General features: G+C 68.2%; 12 protein-coding genes. 4 read left to right on the forward strand and 8 right to left on the reverse strand.

Going from position 1 to position 14,318, the window contains the following annotated elements; all coding sequences use genetic code 11:
• The first annotated feature begins 138 nt into the window (after positions 1-138).
• Together RSP_RS10530 and typA are read left to right on the forward strand one after the other, a co-directional pair.
• The gene (locus RSP_RS10530; protein WP_011338232.1) at positions 139-741 is read left to right on the forward strand and encodes a YitT family protein; all 603 of its coding nucleotides are present in this window, start codon (positions 139-141) and stop codon (positions 739-741) included.
• A gap of 99 nt (positions 742-840) precedes the next feature.
• The gene (gene typA, locus RSP_RS10535; RefSeq protein WP_002720611.1) at positions 841-2,661 is read left to right on the forward strand and encodes a translational GTPase TypA; all 1,821 of its coding nucleotides are present in this window, start codon (positions 841-843) and stop codon (positions 2,659-2,661) included.
• A gap of 45 nt (positions 2,662-2,706) precedes the next feature.
• Here the strand turns inward: typA and RSP_RS10540 are convergent, their stop codons facing one another.
• The 4 genes from RSP_RS10540 to recA form a co-directional block, all read right to left on the reverse strand.
• Complete coding sequence (locus RSP_RS10540; RefSeq protein ID WP_011338233.1) at positions 2,707-3,501, reverse strand: class II glutamine amidotransferase; 795 nt, start codon at positions 3,499-3,501, stop codon at positions 2,707-2,709.
• Between the two features lie 155 nt (positions 3,502-3,656).
• Positions 3,657-3,947: a DUF1330 domain-containing protein gene (locus RSP_RS10545; RefSeq protein WP_002720613.1), complete on the reverse strand. Its 291-nt coding sequence runs from the start codon at positions 3,945-3,947 to the stop codon at positions 3,657-3,659.
• Between the two features lies 1 nt (position 3,948).
• Positions 3,949-6,600 carry an alanine--tRNA ligase gene (gene alaS / locus RSP_RS10550; protein ID WP_011338234.1) on the reverse strand — a complete coding sequence of 884 codons (2,652 nt, stop codon included), beginning with the start codon at positions 6,598-6,600 and terminating at the stop codon, positions 3,949-3,951.
• Positions 6,601-6,686: 86 nt separating this feature from the next.
• Positions 6,687-7,760 carry a recombinase RecA gene (gene recA / locus RSP_RS10555; protein WP_002720615.1) on the reverse strand — a complete coding sequence of 358 codons (1,074 nt, stop codon included), beginning with the start codon at positions 7,758-7,760 and terminating at the stop codon, positions 6,687-6,689.
• A 194-nt stretch (positions 7,761-7,954) separates the two neighbouring features.
• Here recA and RSP_RS10560 point away from each other — a divergent pair, with 194 nt between their 5' ends.
• Complete coding sequence (locus RSP_RS10560; protein WP_009566057.1) at positions 7,955-8,545, forward strand: hypothetical protein; 591 nt, start codon at positions 7,955-7,957, stop codon at positions 8,543-8,545.
• A 3-nt stretch (positions 8,546-8,548) separates the two neighbouring features.
• Here the strand turns inward: RSP_RS10560 and RSP_RS10565 are convergent, their stop codons facing one another.
• Both RSP_RS10565 and RSP_RS10570 read right to left on the reverse strand, forming a co-directional pair.
• Complete coding sequence (locus tag RSP_RS10565; protein ID WP_023003693.1) at positions 8,549-10,855, reverse strand: hybrid sensor histidine kinase/response regulator; 2,307 nt, start codon at positions 10,853-10,855, stop codon at positions 8,549-8,551.
• Between the two features lie 93 nt (positions 10,856-10,948).
• Entirely contained in the window at positions 10,949-12,112 is a 1,164-nt protein-coding gene (locus RSP_RS10570) for an RsmB/NOP family class I SAM-dependent RNA methyltransferase (protein WP_011338236.1), read from the reverse strand.
• 90 nt (positions 12,113-12,202) lie between these two features.
• On the opposite strand from RSP_RS10570, the gene RSP_RS10575 reads away from it, so the two are divergent.
• Complete coding sequence (locus RSP_RS10575) at positions 12,203-12,982, forward strand: DeoR/GlpR family DNA-binding transcription regulator (protein ID WP_011338237.1); 780 nt, start codon at positions 12,203-12,205, stop codon at positions 12,980-12,982.
• Here the strand turns inward: RSP_RS10575 and RSP_RS10580 are convergent.
• Complete coding sequence (locus RSP_RS10580; RefSeq protein WP_011338238.1) at positions 12,979-13,662, reverse strand: RES family NAD+ phosphorylase; 684 nt, start codon at positions 13,660-13,662, stop codon at positions 12,979-12,981. The genes RSP_RS10575 and RSP_RS10580 overlap by 4 nt on opposite strands.
• Position 13,663: 1 nt before the next feature.
• On the reverse strand, positions 13,664-14,080 hold the full coding sequence (locus RSP_RS10585; protein WP_002720621.1) for an antitoxin Xre/MbcA/ParS toxin-binding domain-containing protein: 417 nt from the start codon (positions 14,078-14,080) through the stop codon (positions 13,664-13,666).
• Positions 14,081-14,318 lie beyond the last annotated feature (238 nt).

Below are 14,318 nucleotides of genomic sequence, written 5' to 3' on the forward strand. Positions count from 1 at the left end.
CCGTCCGCCTCGACACGTCCTCCCGCGGCAGCCCCCGACCAGGCACCCTCGGATCCGACGCCCCTCTTGCCCTTTCATTCTGGCCCAAATATCCCGGGGGTCCGGGGGCAGAGCCCCCGGCCTTGCCGCAGGATCCCCATGGCCGACCCTACCACCCACACGAAGCTCGAAGATGCCCAGGCCCTCGCCTACGGTTGCACGATGGCCGCCTTCGGGATCACCATCCTCACGCATCTGGGGCTCGTCACGGGGCAGACGGCGGGCCTCGCAGTCCTGATCTCCTACGCAACGGGCTGGGGCTTCGCGCCGGTCTTCTTTGCGATCAACATTCCCTTCTACTGGCTTGGCTACCGGCGGATGGGGCCAGCCTTCACGCTGAAGACCTTCCTGTCGGTCGCGCTCATGTCGGCCCTTGCGCAGGTCATGCCCCAGTGGATCTCCTTCGCGCATCTCCATCCGGCCTTCGGCGCAGTGCTCTTCGGCCTGACCTCAGGCTCGGCGCTCCTCGCCCTCTTCCGGCACGGGGCAAGCCTCGGCGGCATCGGCATCCTCGCGCTCTACCTTCAGGACAAGACCGGATTCCGCGCGGGCTGGACCCAGCTCGCCTTCGACGCCGGGCTGTTTGCGGTGGCCCTCACGCTGCGTGACTGGCATCTCGTCGCCTGGTCCTTCCTCGGGGCGCTGGTGGTGAACCTCGTCATCGCCATCAACCACCGCCGCGACCGCTACCTCGCGACCTGACGGATCTTCGCGCCATTGCCGGAAAGCTCTGGTGTTTCTGCGCTGCGTCCTGTAACGCCGCGCTCGAACCCCTAATCCCCTACCCGAGAGAGCACCCCGATGGAGCTTCGCAACATCGCCATTATCGCGCACGTCGACCATGGCAAGACGACCCTGGTGGACGAGCTCCTCAAGCAGTCCGGCGCCTTCCGCGACAACCAGTCCGTGGCCGAGCGCGCCATGGACAGCAACGACATCGAGCGCGAGCGTGGCATCACGATCCTCGCCAAATGCACCTCGGTCGAGTGGAACGGCAAGCGCATCAACATCGTCGACACGCCCGGCCACGCCGACTTCGGCGGCGAGGTCGAGCGCATCCTGAGCATGGTCGATGGCGTGGTGCTCCTCGTGGATGCCGCAGAAGGCCCGATGCCGCAGACCAAGTTCGTCACCTCGAAGGCGCTGGCCCTCGGGCTCCGGCCCATCGTGGTGCTGAACAAGGTCGACAAGCCCGATGCCGAGCCCGACCGCGCGCTGAACGAGGTCTTCGACCTCTTCGCCAACCTCGGCGCGTCCGACGACCAGCTCGACTTCCCCGCCCTCTATGCCTCCGGCCGCTCCGGCTGGGCGGACGAACAGCTCGACGGGCCGCGCAAGGATCTGTCGGCCCTGTTCGAGCTCGTGCTGCGCCATGTCCCGGCGCCGAAGCAGCTCGCGGCGCGCGAGGAGCCGTTCCGCATGCTCGCCACCACTCTCTCGGCCGACCCGTTCATCGGCCGCATCCTGACGGGCCGCGTCGAGGCGGGTACGGTCAAGGCCGGCGACACGCTGAAGGCGCTGTCGCGCACCGGCGACCGGATCGAGCAGTTCCGCGTGTCGAAGGTGCTGGCCTTCCGCGGCCTGTCGCAGACCCCCATCGATCTGGGCGAGGCCGGCGACATCGTGACGCTCGCCGGCATGTCGAAGGCGACCGTCGCCGACACTCTCTGCGCCCCCGAGGTGGACGTGCCGCTCCCGGCCCAGCCCATCGACCCGCCGACGATCTCGGTCACCTTCGGCATCAACGATTCGCCGCTCGCCGGCAAGGACGGCAACAAGGTGCAGTCGCGCGTGATCCGCGAGCGGCTGATGAAGGAGGCCGAGATCAACGTCGCGATCAAGGTCACCGACACGCCCGGCGGCGAGGCCTTCGAGGTTGCCGGGCGGGGCGAGCTGCAGATGGGCGTGCTGATCGAGAACATGCGCCGCGAAGGGTTCGAACTGTCGATCTCGCGCCCGCGCGTGCTCTTCCGCGAGGAGGACGGTCAGCGCATGGAGCCCATCGAGGAAGTCACCATCGATGTGGATGACGAGTTCACCGGCGCCGTGATCGAGAAGCTGACCGGGCCGCGCAAGGGCGACCTCGTCGAGATGAAGCCCGCAGGGGCCGGCAAGACCCGGATCATCGCCCATGTGCCCTCGCGCGGGCTCATCGGCTATCACGGCCAGTTCCTGACCGACACCCGCGGCACGGGCGTGCTGAACCGCGTCTTCCACGAATGGGCGCCCCACAAGGGCCCGATCGAGGGCCGCCGCGTCGGCGTCCTCGTCTCGATGGAGAACGGCAGCTCGGTGCCCTACGCGCTCTGGAACCTCGAGGAGCGGGGCCATCTCTTCATCGGCGCGCAGGAATCGGTCTATGTCGGCATGATCATCGGCGAGCACAGCCGCGAGAACGATCTCGAGGTCAACCCGCTGAAGGGCAAGAAACTCACCAACGTCCGCGCCTCGGGCACGGACGAGGCGGTGCGCCTCACCCCGCCCGTCCGGCTCTCGCTCGAGCAGGCCATCGCCTATATCGACGATGACGAGCTGGTGGAGGTGACGCCCAAGATTGTGCGGATGCGCAAGCGCTACCTCGACCCGCATGAGAGAAAGCGCGCTGCCAAGGCCGCGGAATAAGCGAAGGGCGCCCCTGCGGCGCCCTTTTCCATTCCGGTGGGTGGCTCAGGCCGCTACGGCGAGCGGATCCGGCCGGAAGGGCTCGACCCGCACGCGGTCGCCCTCGAAGAGGCAGAAGGAGCCCTGCGCCACCGGCAGCCAGTCGCCCTCGTCCTGCTCCAGCGGCTCCGAGACCACGGCGCGTCCGCCGCGCCGCAGGCTCCAGCGGTGGTAGAGGGTCGGCGCCTGCTCGTCCGATGCATAGCGGACCGCGAAGAGCCGTTCGCCGTCCGAGAAGGCCGCCGTCAGGCGGACGTGGGGCACGCCCCCCTTCTCGCGCGAAAGCCGTTCGAGCCTCAGGACCGCGCGCTCGAGCGCGCCCTTCGGGTCCTGCTCCAGCCCTTCGGCCAGCGCCACCAGAAACAGCACCTCGCTATCCGTCGCGCCCTTGCGGTAGCCGTAGAGCGTCTCGGGGATCAGCATGTCCGCGTCGCGGCGGAAGCGGTCGTAGCCGCCGATCTGGCCGTTGTGCATGAAGCTCCAGCGGCCCACCACGAACGGGTGGCAGTTGTTGCGGCTGGTGGCCGTGCCGGTCGAGGCACGCACATGAGCGAGGAAGAGGCCGGACTTGACCTGCGCCGTCAGGCTGCGCAGGTTCGGATCGCTCCAGGCCGGATAGACGTCGCGGTAAAGCCCGGGCTCCGGCCGCTCGCCATACCAGGCGATGCCGAAGCCGTCGGCGTTGATGGCGGTGCCGCATTCCGTGGCGCAATGGCTCTGATGGATCAGGGAGTGTCCCGGACGGCTCACGACCTCCTCGAGGAAGATCGGCGCTCCGATATAGGCGGCCCAGCGGCACATGTCTCAGCGTGCTCCACGGGCGCGGACGGGTTCCGGCATGTTGACCTGCCTCATCATCTGCTCGCGGCCAGCATAACGCGGGCCGCGGGCCTTGGCATCCTCAAACCGTTACAATAGGTGCCCGCGACAGAGCGCCCTTCGGGCAAGGGACCCGCTCACTCGGCCTCTTCGACCACGACGAGATCGCGGACGGAGGCGCCACGCGCATGATCGAGAGCGGCCTGATATTCGGGCGAGTTGTAGCAGGCCACCGCCGCCTCGACCGAGGGGAAACGCGCCACCACGTTGCGCGAGCGATCCCGCCCCTCGAGCTGGACGTGGCGGCCGCCCCGGGCGAGGAACACGCCGCCATGGGCAGCGATCGCGGGCCCCGCCCCCTTGGCATAACGCCCGTAGGCCTCCGCGTCCGTCACTTCCACATTCGCAATCCAGAGCGCGGTCGCCATGTCAGCCTCCCATCACCGCTTCGGCCGCGCGGATCGCCGCGTCGGCCTGCGAGGCATCGGCCGCCCCCGCCTGCGCCATGTCCGGCCGCCCGCCGCCGCCGCGCCCGCCGAGCGCCTCGGCCGCGGCCTTGACCAGCGTCACGGCCGACAGACGGTCGGTCAGGTCGGGCGTCACGCCTGCCGCCAGCGCGGCTTTGCCCCCGGTGTCCGAGATCAGCAGCACCGCACCGGATCCGACGCGCGCCTTCATCTCGTCGATGAGGCCCGGCATGTCCTTGCCCGGCACGCCCTGTACGACCTGGGCGAGGAACTTCACCCCGCCGATCTCCTTGGCTTCCGAGGCCGCGCCGCCGCCCATCGCGGCCTCGCGGCGCAGCTGCGCCACCTCGTTCTGCAGCTGGCGCCGCTCCTCGACCAGAGCCTTCACCCGGTCCACCAGCTCGGCCGGCGCGGCCTTCAAGGCCGCCGCCACATCCGTCAGCCGCTTCATCTGCTCGTTGAGATAGGCGAGCGCGCCCTCACCGGTCAGCGCCTCGATCCGCCGCACCCCGGCCGACGAGGCCGAGTCGCCCAGGATCACGCAGAGGCCGATGTCGCCCAGCCGCGACACATGGGTGCCACCGCAGAGCTCCAGCGAGTAGGTCTGGCCATCCGTCCCCTTGCCCGAGCCGGCGAGGGTGCCCATCGAGACCACGCGCACCTCGTCGCCGTATTTCTCGCCGAAGAGCGCTTGCGCCCCCAGCGCCCGCGCATCGTCGGGCGACATGATCCGCGTCTCCACCGCGCCGTTCGAGCGGATGAAGCCGTTGACCTCAGCCTCGACCGCCGCCAGCTCCTCGGGGCTCAGGGCCCTGGAATGGCTGAAGTCGAAGCGCAGCCGGTCGGGCGCATTCAGCGAGCCGCGCTGTGCCACATGATCGCCCAGCGCGCGGCGCAGCGCCTCGTGCAGGAGGTGGGTGGCCGAGTGGTTCGCCCGGATCGCCGAGCGCCGCGCATGATCCACCACGAGCGTGGCGCCCTGACCCTGCCGGATCTCGCCTTCGACCACCTCGGCAAAATGCAGGAAGAGGCCCTGCCCCTTCTTCACGTCGGTGATCCGCGCGCGGCCCGTGTCGGTCCGAAGCTCGCCCGTGTCTCCGACCTGACCGCCCGACTCGGCATAGAAGGGCGTCTGGTTCAGGATGATCTGCACCGTCTGGCCCGCGCCGGCCGAGGCCGTCTCGGCCCCCGCGGCGACCAGCGCCAGCACCTGGCCCTCCGCCTGTTCGGTGTCGTAGCCGAGAAATTCGGTCGCGCCATGGGTCTCGGCCAGATCGAACCAGATCGCGGCATCCTTGGTCTCGCCCGATCCCGACCAGCTCGCGCGCGCCTTGGCCTTCTGCTCCGCCATCGCGGCCTCGAAGCCCTCGACATCCACCTTGCGCCCCTTCTCGCGCAGCGCATCCTGCGTAAGATCGAGCGGGAAGCCGTAGGTGTCGTAGAGCTTGAACGCGGCTTCGCCCGGCAGGGGCGAGCCCTCCGGCAGATGGCCGAGTTCATCCTCGAGCAGCCGCAGCCCGCGCTCGAGCGTCTGGCGGAATCGCGTCTCCTCGAGCTTCAGCGTCTCCTCGATCAGCGCCTGACCGCGCGTGAGCTCCGGATAGGCTGCGCCCATCTGCCGCACGAGGGCCGGCACGAGGCGGTGCATCACCGGATCCTGCGCCCCCAGCAGATGCGCGTGACGCATGGCGCGCCGCATGATCCGCCGCAGCACATAGCCGCGCCCCTCGTTCGAGGGCATCACCCCGTCCGCGATCAGGAAGGAGGTCGAGCGCAGATGGTCGGCGATGACCCGGTGGTGGGTCTTGCCGGGGCCGTCCGGATCGGTCGAGGTCGCGTGGGCCGAGGCCTCGATCAGGCTGCGCATCAGATCGGTGTCGTAGTTGTCGTGCTTGCCCTGCAGGAGAGCGCCGATCCGCTCGAGCCCCATGCCGGTGTCGATCGACTGCTTGGGCAGTGGCGTCATCGATCCGTCCGGATGCTGCTCGTTCTGCATGAAGACGAGGTTCCAGATCTCGATGAACCGGTCGCCATCCTCGTCCGCCGAGCCCGGGGGACCGCCCCAAATCGAGGGGCCGTGGTCGAAGAAGATCTCGGTGCAGGGCCCGCAGGGCCCGGTCGGGCCCATCATCCAGAAATTGTCGTTGGTAGGAATGCGGATGATCCGCTCGTCGGGCAGGCCTGCGACCTTCTTCCAGATCTCGGCCGCCTCATCGTCCGTGTGGTAGACGGTGACGAGGAGCTTCTCCTTCGGGATGTCGAAGTCCTTGGTCAGCAACTCCCAGGCGAAGGGGATCGCGTCCGACTTGAAATAGTCGCCGAAGGAGAAGTTCCCCAGCATCTCGAAGAAGGTGTGGTGCCGCGCGGTGTAGCCCACATTGTCGAGGTCATTGTGCTTGCCGCCCGCGCGGACGCATTTCTGCGCCGTGGTCGCGCGGGTGTAGTCGCGGTGCTCGAGACCCGTGAAGCAGTTCTTGAACTGCACCATGCCCGAGTTGGTGAACATCAGCGTCGGGTCATTGCGCGGGACGAGCGGGCTCGACTCCACGACCCGGTGGCCGTTGCGTCGGAAATAATCGAGGAACGTCGAGCGGATATCGTTCAAGGACGGCATGAGGAAGCCTCTGTCAGGCAGATCTGCGGTTCGCCGTCTCGTTTAGCCCTGCGCGCCGAGGCTGTCCACCTCGACGCGCGCGAGCGTCACATGTCCACCAGATCGTCGCCCTTGCCGTCTTCCCCGGTCGAGAAGTCCAGCCCATGCGAGGCGCGAATCCGATCTTCGATATCGCCGGCAACCGTGGGGTTCGCGCGCAGGAAGGCCTTGGCATTCTCGCGCCCCTGCCCGATCCGCTCGTCGCCGTAGGAATACCAGGAGCCCGACTTCTCGACCACGCCGGCCTTGACGCCGAGATCGACGAGCTCGCCCGTCTTCGAAATGCCCTCGCCATACATGATGTCGAACTCGACCTCGCGGAAGGGCGGGGCCACCTTGTTCTTGACCACCTTCACCTTCGTCGTGTTGCCGATGACATTGTCGCGGTCCTTGATGGCACCGGTCCGGCGAATGTCGAGGCGCACGGAGGCGTAAAACTTCAGCGCGTTGCCGCCCGTCGTCGTCTCGGGGTTGCCGAACATCACGCCGATCTTCATGCGGATCTGGTTGATGAAGATCACCATGCAGTTCGACCGGCCGATGGATGCGGTCAGCTTCCGCATGGCCTGGCTCATCAGGCGGGCCTGCGAGCCCATCTGCATGTCGCCCATGTCGCCCTCGATCTCGGACTTGGGCGTCAGCGCCGCCACCGAGTCGACCACGATCAGGTTCACCGCGCCGGACCGGACCAGCGTGTCGACGATCTCGAGCGCCTGCTCGCCCGTGTCGGGCTGGCTGATGAGGAGTTCGTCCAGGTTGACGCCGAGCTTCTTGGCATATTGCGGGTCGAGAGCATGTTCGGCGTCCACGAAGGCGCAGACGCCACCCTTCTTCTGCTCTTCCGCCACCACATGCAGGGTCAGCGTGGTCTTGCCCGAGCTTTCGGGGCCGTAGATCTCGATGATTCGCCCCTTGGGCAGACCGCCGATGCCGAGCGCGATATCGAGACCCAGCGAGCCCGTCGAAGTCGCCTCGATCTCCATGACCGGGCTGTTGGCCCCCAGTTTCATGATCGAGCCCTTGCCGAACTGCCGTTCGATCTGTGCCAGCGCGCTTTCGAGCGCCTTCGCCTTGTCCATCTCGCGCCTTCCGTTCAAGTCGAGCAGGTTCGCCGTCGCCATGTCCTGTTCCTTATTCCATAGCCGCGCCAAGGCAGCAATCGCTTCGCGAGTTCGCCCTATGTTCCGAAGCAATATGGGATCATAAGGCGAACATTGCAACCGGTTTCTCCGGCAGATGCAGCTTTCGACCAAAGCGGTTAAGGGCTAGTTTAAGGCCGCGGGTACTTGGCACCCGGGCGATAAAAAGGGACGGGATGCTGGTATTCTGGGAGCAACGGCTGGCGTTTCTTGCCACGCCAAAGACGGGGACGACCGCGATCGAGACCGCTCTCGAATCGCTGGCAACCGTGTCGGTCCAGCGACCGCCCCTCCTGAAGCACACCACGGTTCAGCAGTATCGGCAGTTCATCGGCCCCTACCTCGACAGCACGGCAGGAGAGCCTTTCACACTGGTGGCCCTGATGCGCGAGCCGCGGGCCTGGCTTGGCAGTTGGTTCCGCCACCGCCAGCGGGAAGATGTCGTGGAAGCCGCGAGGAGCACCGCCCATCTGGATTTCGACGCTTTCGTAAGGGCCTATGCGTCGGACCCGCAGCCCGAGTTCGCGGCGGTGAGCTCCCAGGCCCGCTTCCTGGACTCCGGTGAGGCACGCGGGGTGGATCGACTCTTTCGCTACGAAGCCATCGACTTGTTCATCGACTTTCTGGAAGAGCGTCTTGGGTGCGAGATTATCCTGCCCCGGCTCAACGTCTCGCCCTGTGCGCCGCTCGATCTCAGCGCCGACAGCGAGGAGAGCCTGCGGAACGTCCTTTCGCGCGATTTCGACCTGTATGCCTCGCTCGACTGAGGGTCAGTGCACCTGCTCCTGCACTGTAGAGGTCAAATCGTTGAGCGAGAAGGGTTTGGGCAGGAACACCGAATTCGGGATGCGTGATTGCGACTCGGCCAGGCATTCCTCGGCGTAGCCCGAGACGAAGATGACGCGGACATCGGGGCGCTGCTGCAGCGCCTGACGGACCCATGTCGGTCCGTCCATCCCCGGCATCACCACATCGGTCACGAACACGTCGACCTCGAGCGCCGGATCCTCGAGAGCCCGCAGCGCCTCCTCGGCATTCTCGGCCTCGATGACCGTGTAGCCGCGCATCCGCAGGGCACGGGAGGCAAAGGCGCGCACGGGCGCTTCATCCTCGACCAGGAGCACCACGCCCTCGCCGCGGCGCGAGCCGTCGGGTTCGGGACGGGCGGCCGGAACCGGCTCGACGGGAAGCGGCTCTTCATTGATGGGAAAATAGAGGTGGAAGACGCTGCCGCGCCCGACTTCGCTGTCCACGAAGATGAAGCCGCCGGATTGCTTCACGATGCCGTAGACCGTCGAGAGGCCGAGCCCCGTTCCCTCGCCGACGCGCTTGGTGGTGAAGAAGGGCTCGAAGATCTTCTGCAGCCGGTCGGGCGGTATGCCGACACCTTCGTCGCGCACATGGATTGCGGCATAGCGCCCGGGCGGTACGGCGGCGCGGTCGCGGCGCAGCTCTTCGGTCAGCACGAGATCCTCGGTCTCGATCCCGATCACCCCACCCTCGGGCATGGCGTCGCGAGCATTGACAACGAGGTTCATCAGAACCTGCTCGAGCTGACGCTTGTCGGCACGGATCGGCCCGAGGTCGGGTGCATGTGACAGCCGCAGCGTCACGCGCTCGCCCACCAGACGATTGAGAAGGTGGGTCAGGTCGGCCAGAACCTCCTGAAGGTCGATCCGTTCGGGCTTCAGCGTCTGCTTGCGCGAGAAGGCGAGGAGCTGACCGACGAGGCTCGCGGCCCGATTGGCGTTCTGGTGGATCTGGACGAGATCCGCGAATTCCGGGTCCTCGCGATCGTGGCGCAGCAGCAGCAGATCGCAGTGGCCCGAGATCGCGGTGAGCAAATTGTTGAAGTCATGGGCAATGCCGCCGGCAAGCTGGCCGATCGCCTGCATCTTCTGGCTCTGGACGAACTGAGCCTCGAGCGTCTTGAGCGCCGTGGCGTCATTCAGGACCGCGAGGACAAGCGGACGCCCGTGCTCGACGATGCGGCGCAGCGCGATCTGGAGGAACACCTCTTCCTCGGATCGGCGCAGGCGCAGCACTTCGGCGCCTCCGGGCATCCGCTCGGCGGCGACATCGGCGAGCCAGTCGCGGACCGCACGGCCGAGGCCCTCGAACAGATCGGAGAAATCCGGCTGCGCATCGTGGCCGAGGCCGAGCAGATCGCGCGCCGCGCGGTTCGCGACGCGCAGGCTGCCGTCGCTGCCGAACTTCATCAGGGCCACCGGCAGATGCTCGAAATCCGCGTGAGCGGAGCCCAGCGCGGTCGTGGAAGGCACCGGCATGAGGTAGATTTCCCGCCGTTCGCCCAGGCCTTCGACCTCGGCCAGGATCGCGCGCACGGGGCCGTCAACGGTGGCCACCTCGACCTCCTCGCCCGACCGGGGCGCGAGATCGGTGAAGACGCGGTCCAGGCGTTTCGGCCGCTCGCCGACCAGCCGGCGCAGCGATTCATTTGCGAAAAGCACCACGCCCGACTTGTTCGCGACCAGCATCGGCAGGCTCAGCCCCTCGGCTCCGCGGCCGGCCACCACGGAGCGGTCCTGGAACTCCTCGAGCCGCCAGAGGAAGCGGCCGGGCCCGATCCGGTGCACGGACAGCCGGACATGGCCGCGGCGCGTCACCACATCCTCGCGCGATGAGCCGAGATTGGCCGCGCGGGCCTGCAGCCGGAAGAGCACGGAGGCGGGGCTTGCAAAGTGATCGCCGAGCGATGCCACGAGCGTGCTGCCGCTGCGCTCGCCGAAACGGGCGATGGCCGCGCGGTTCTGGTAGCCGACCTGGCCCACCGCGTCCGTGGTGAAGCAGGGTGCCGCATCCTCGCCCAGCAGCCGCGCGAACCGCAGATCGAGGCCATGGTCGCGCACCCGCTCCCAGACCATGAGCCCCCGGGCGATCAGCACGATGGCCGCGAAGGTGAGCGCCACCATGGCGGCTTCGAGCCGCATGTCGAGGTCGGAGGCGAAGAGAGCGGTCACCAGGGCCCCGCCGGCCACGGCGAGCAGAAGCCAGTGCCTTGAGCGGAGACCTTCCGCCGCCCCCACGAGATCTGCTGACTGCCTGTGCACTGACATCCCCGAGCCGGATTCGCCCCGCGGACATTCGGCCCTGAAATCGTTAAGCACTGTTTAATCTGCGCGAGGATCCAGCTCGCAAAGCCCGGAAACTCAGCCGTTTCTCTGCAACAGGTCGAGGAAGAAGCCGTCGCCGCCGTCGAGAGGGGTCAGTCGCAGCTGGTGCACCCGCGTCCAGCCGGAGGTCCGCTCGAGGAAAGCCTCGGTCTGGCCCGCATTTTCAGAGGCGAGAAGCGAGCAGGTCGCATAGGCGAGATGCCCGCCCGGGCGGACCAGCGGGGCCACCTCGTCGAGGATCGTCGACTGGATCGCCCGGAGTTCGGCCAGACGCTCCGGCGTGAGGCTCCATTTGCCCTCCGGCGCACGGCGCCAGCTGCCCGAGCCCGAGCAGGGCACGTCCGCCAGCACGAGATCGAAGGGGCCGCGGCGCGCGGGGTCTCCCGGTGCGAGCCGCCGCACCTTGACGCCGGCGCGGGCGGCCCGCTCGGGCAGGTCGCGCATGCGGCGCGGGTCGGCATCGTGGGCCGAGAGATCGATGGGCGCACGGGCGGCCATGGCGAGGCTCTTGCCGCCGCCGCCGGCGCAGTAGTCGAGCACACGGTCGCCCGGGGCGAGCGGCAGCGCCGCGACGATGGCCTGAGAAGCGGCATCCTGCAGCTCGACCCGCCCCTCGCGATAGGCGGCGGAGGCCTGCAGTCTGCGCGGGTTTTCCGTCACTTCGAGCGCCGTCTCGGCCAGGGGATGCGGCTGCGTGACGATGCCCTCGGCCGCGAGTTCGGCCGCCGCGGCCGCCCGGTCGGTCCGCGCGAGATTGACGCGCAGGAAGACGGGCGCGCGATGGCGGAGCGCCTCCATCACCGGGGCGAAGTCCGCGCCGAGACTGTCGCGCAGCGCCGGCGCGAGCCAGTCGGGACAATCGAGCGCCTCGAGCTCGGCGGGCGCCTGCGGCTTAAGCTCGGATCCCGCGGGCGGCGCGGGCGCATGGCCCTCGCCGGTGAAGAGATCCCCCACCTCCTGCCCGGCCATCCGCAGCCCGCCCAGCACGAGCCCCCGCCCTGTCTCGGCTCCGCCCGCCCGCGCGAAGGAGCGCCGGCAGCGCAGCGCGTCGAACACGAGGTCGCGCACCGCGGCCCGGTCGCCCGAGCCCGCGAACCGGCTCGCCCGGCCCCAGTTCGTCAGGGCCTGCTCGGCTGGGGTGCCGCCGAGGATCCGGTCGAGGATGCCGATGGCGGCGGAGAGGCGGGCAGCGGGCGTCATGGCGGAAACTCCGGCGGGAAGCGGGCTGCGGAGGCATGACACGGGCGGCGGGGCATGGCAAACAGCAACTCGAACGGCAGCGAGGGTGGAATGGCGCTCAATTTCCGGCAGACCGAAATCCTGGAGATCGCCCGCAGCGAGGGGCGCGTGGTGGTCGAGCAGCTCGCCGAACATTTCGCGGTCACGCTCCAGACCATCCGACGCGACCTGACCGAACTGTCGGACGCAGGCCTCCTTGACCGGGTGCATGGCGGAGCGGTGCTGCGCACGGGCGTGTCGAACATCGGCTACGAGGAGCGGCGCCGCATGAACGAGGCCGCCAAGGCCTCCATCGGGCGGGCCTGCGCCCGGGCGATCCCGGACAATTCCTCGATGATCATCAACATCGGCACCACGACCGAGGCCGTCGCGCGCGAGCTTCTGAACCACCGCAACATCACGGTCGTGACGAACAACATGAACGTGGCCAATATCCTCGCCACCAACCCCTCCTGCGAGGTGATGGTCGCGGGCGGACAGCTCCGCCGCTCGGACGGGGGGCTGGTGGGCGATCTGACGATCCAGTTCATCGAGCAGTTCAAGGTGGATTTCGCGATCATCGGCGCTTCGGCGCTGGATCGCGAGGGCGACATGCTCGATTTCGACCTGGCCGAGGTGCGGGTCTCGAAGGCGATCCTGCGTCAGTCGCGGCAGCGGTTCCTCGTCACGGACAGCTCCAAGCTCGACCGCAAGGCCCCGGTGCGGCTTGGCTCGCTCGAGGAGCTGGACGCCGTCTTCACGGACAGCCCCCTGCCCGAGGAGCTGGCGCGCCGCTGCGAGAGCTGGGAGACCGCGGTCACCGTGGCGGATCAGGCGATCCCGTCCGCCTAGAGCGCGTGCAGCGCGCCGGTCGCGAGATTGTGGATGCGCGAGACCCGCGAGCCGTCCCATTCGAAGGCGAAGTGGTCGCCCTGAGCCGGCGCCCCGGCCACGTCCGGCCAGAAGAGCGCGACGCAGAGCCCGTCCGGCGCGCGGGCGCTGGGATAGAGGATGCCCTCGGCTCCTTCCGCCCGCCGCTCGGCGCCGAAGCGCTGCGCGGCGCGGTAATCCTCCGGATCGAGCAGATCCGCCCGCTCGGCCCCCACCACCTCGAGCTCGGCATCGAGTCGCCCGACCAGTTGGCGGAACTCCGATGTCCAGCCCGGGGCCTCGTTCGTGGCCGCCATGAAGCGCCCATGGTGGTGAGCCACCTCGATGAGCGCGGTCTCGAGCGTCTCGGCCGCGTAATAGACCCCGAAACTGCCGTCGGAGAAACGGCTCGGCCGGTCGGGCGAGACATGGGTGAAGGGCGCCATAGCCCATGAGGCGCCAGCGCCCGAGACACGCCGCGCCGGCGGCACCAGATCGAGCCTGCCCAGGCTCTCGCGGAGCCGGGGATTGCTCTTCGCCTCGGCCGAGGCAATGGCCTCCCAGTCGGCGGGATCGGCGATGTCCTCGAAGAGGTCGATGGGCGGAAAGCGCGAGCGGATGATCCGGTGGGTCCGGTCCCAGGTCACGCGGCGGCGCGCCATCTCACCAGCCTCCGCGCTCGGCATCGAGGTAATTGCGCACGCGGAGCAGGTCGGTGATCTCGCCGCCCAGCATCACCTGTAGCGCGGGCGCCCCTCCGAAGGCTTCGTTGGGCCGCCGCACCCAGCCATAGGCCCGCTCGGGCTCGCGGAAGATCAGCCGGAGCGCCTTGTGGATCCCCATCAGAAGCGACAGCCGCGTCTTCTGGTCGCGCGAGATCCGCCCCGGAGCACCGCCCTTCCAGCGCGCCCAGGTGCGCGGCGAAAGCTCGCCCAGCAGGATCGCCGCCTCGCGGTCCGAGACCTCCCAGAGGCGGAAAAGATTGACGACCGCGCGCGCCATGGCGGCCGCTTCCGCATCGGTGATGCGGGGAGTGCCGGGATCTGCGGGGGTCTTGTCCAGCGGGCGGAGGGCGAACATGACGGTCTCCTTTTGGCAAGATTTATGCCTCTCACGGTCATTTGGCAAGCATGGCTTCGGCAGCCGTCGTCCGAATCCCTTGCATCCGTCCCCGGAAGGCTCATATTTCCGCGAGCTCCGCATGGGGCGTATTCTGGTGACCGGGCCCCTCTGGCGAGAGAATGCGGCGCTCTCGCGATGTCGGCACCCAAAGCGTCAATGGCCGCCAGGACGCGACTCTCCATCATGTGCAAAGCCA

It is taken from the genome of Cereibacter sphaeroides 2.4.1, assembly GCF_000012905.2.
In the GTDB taxonomy this organism is placed as follows: domain Bacteria; phylum Pseudomonadota; class Alphaproteobacteria; order Rhodobacterales; family Rhodobacteraceae; genus Cereibacter_A; species Cereibacter_A sphaeroides.

Excerpts from the sequence above, each read along its gene's own strand:
- RSP_RS10540 (WP_011338233.1), bottom strand. The coding sequence starts at position 3,501 with ATGTGCCGCTGGGCCGCCTATATCGGAGCGCCGATCTTCCTCGAGGAG.
- RSP_RS10580 (WP_011338238.1), bottom strand. The coding sequence starts at position 13,662 with ATGGCGCGCCGCCGCGTGACCTGGGACCGGACCCACCGGATCATCCGC.
- RSP_RS10585 (WP_002720621.1), bottom strand. The coding sequence starts at position 14,080 with ATGTTCGCCCTCCGCCCGCTGGACAAGACCCCCGCAGATCCCGGCACT.
- RSP_RS10545 (WP_002720613.1), bottom strand. The coding sequence starts at position 3,947 with ATGGCGACCGCGCTCTGGATTGCGAATGTGGAAGTGACGGACGCGGAG.
- RSP_RS10560 (WP_009566057.1), top strand. The coding sequence starts at position 7,955 with ATGCTGGTATTCTGGGAGCAACGGCTGGCGTTTCTTGCCACGCCAAAG.
- RSP_RS10575 (WP_011338237.1), top strand. The coding sequence starts at position 12,203 with ATGGCGCTCAATTTCCGGCAGACCGAAATCCTGGAGATCGCCCGCAGC.
- RSP_RS10530 (WP_011338232.1), top strand. The coding sequence starts at position 139 with ATGGCCGACCCTACCACCCACACGAAGCTCGAAGATGCCCAGGCCCTC.
- typA (WP_002720611.1), top strand. The coding sequence starts at position 841 with ATGGAGCTTCGCAACATCGCCATTATCGCGCACGTCGACCATGGCAAG.
- RSP_RS10570 (WP_011338236.1), bottom strand. The coding sequence starts at position 12,112 with ATGACGCCCGCTGCCCGCCTCTCCGCCGCCATCGGCATCCTCGACCGG.
- alaS (WP_011338234.1), bottom strand. The coding sequence starts at position 6,600 with ATGCCGTCCTTGAACGATATCCGCTCGACGTTCCTCGATTATTTCCGA.
- recA (WP_002720615.1), bottom strand. The coding sequence starts at position 7,760 with ATGGCGACGGCGAACCTGCTCGACTTGAACGGAAGGCGCGAGATGGAC.
- RSP_RS10565 (WP_023003693.1), bottom strand. The coding sequence starts at position 10,855 with ATGTCAGTGCACAGGCAGTCAGCAGATCTCGTGGGGGCGGCGGAAGGT.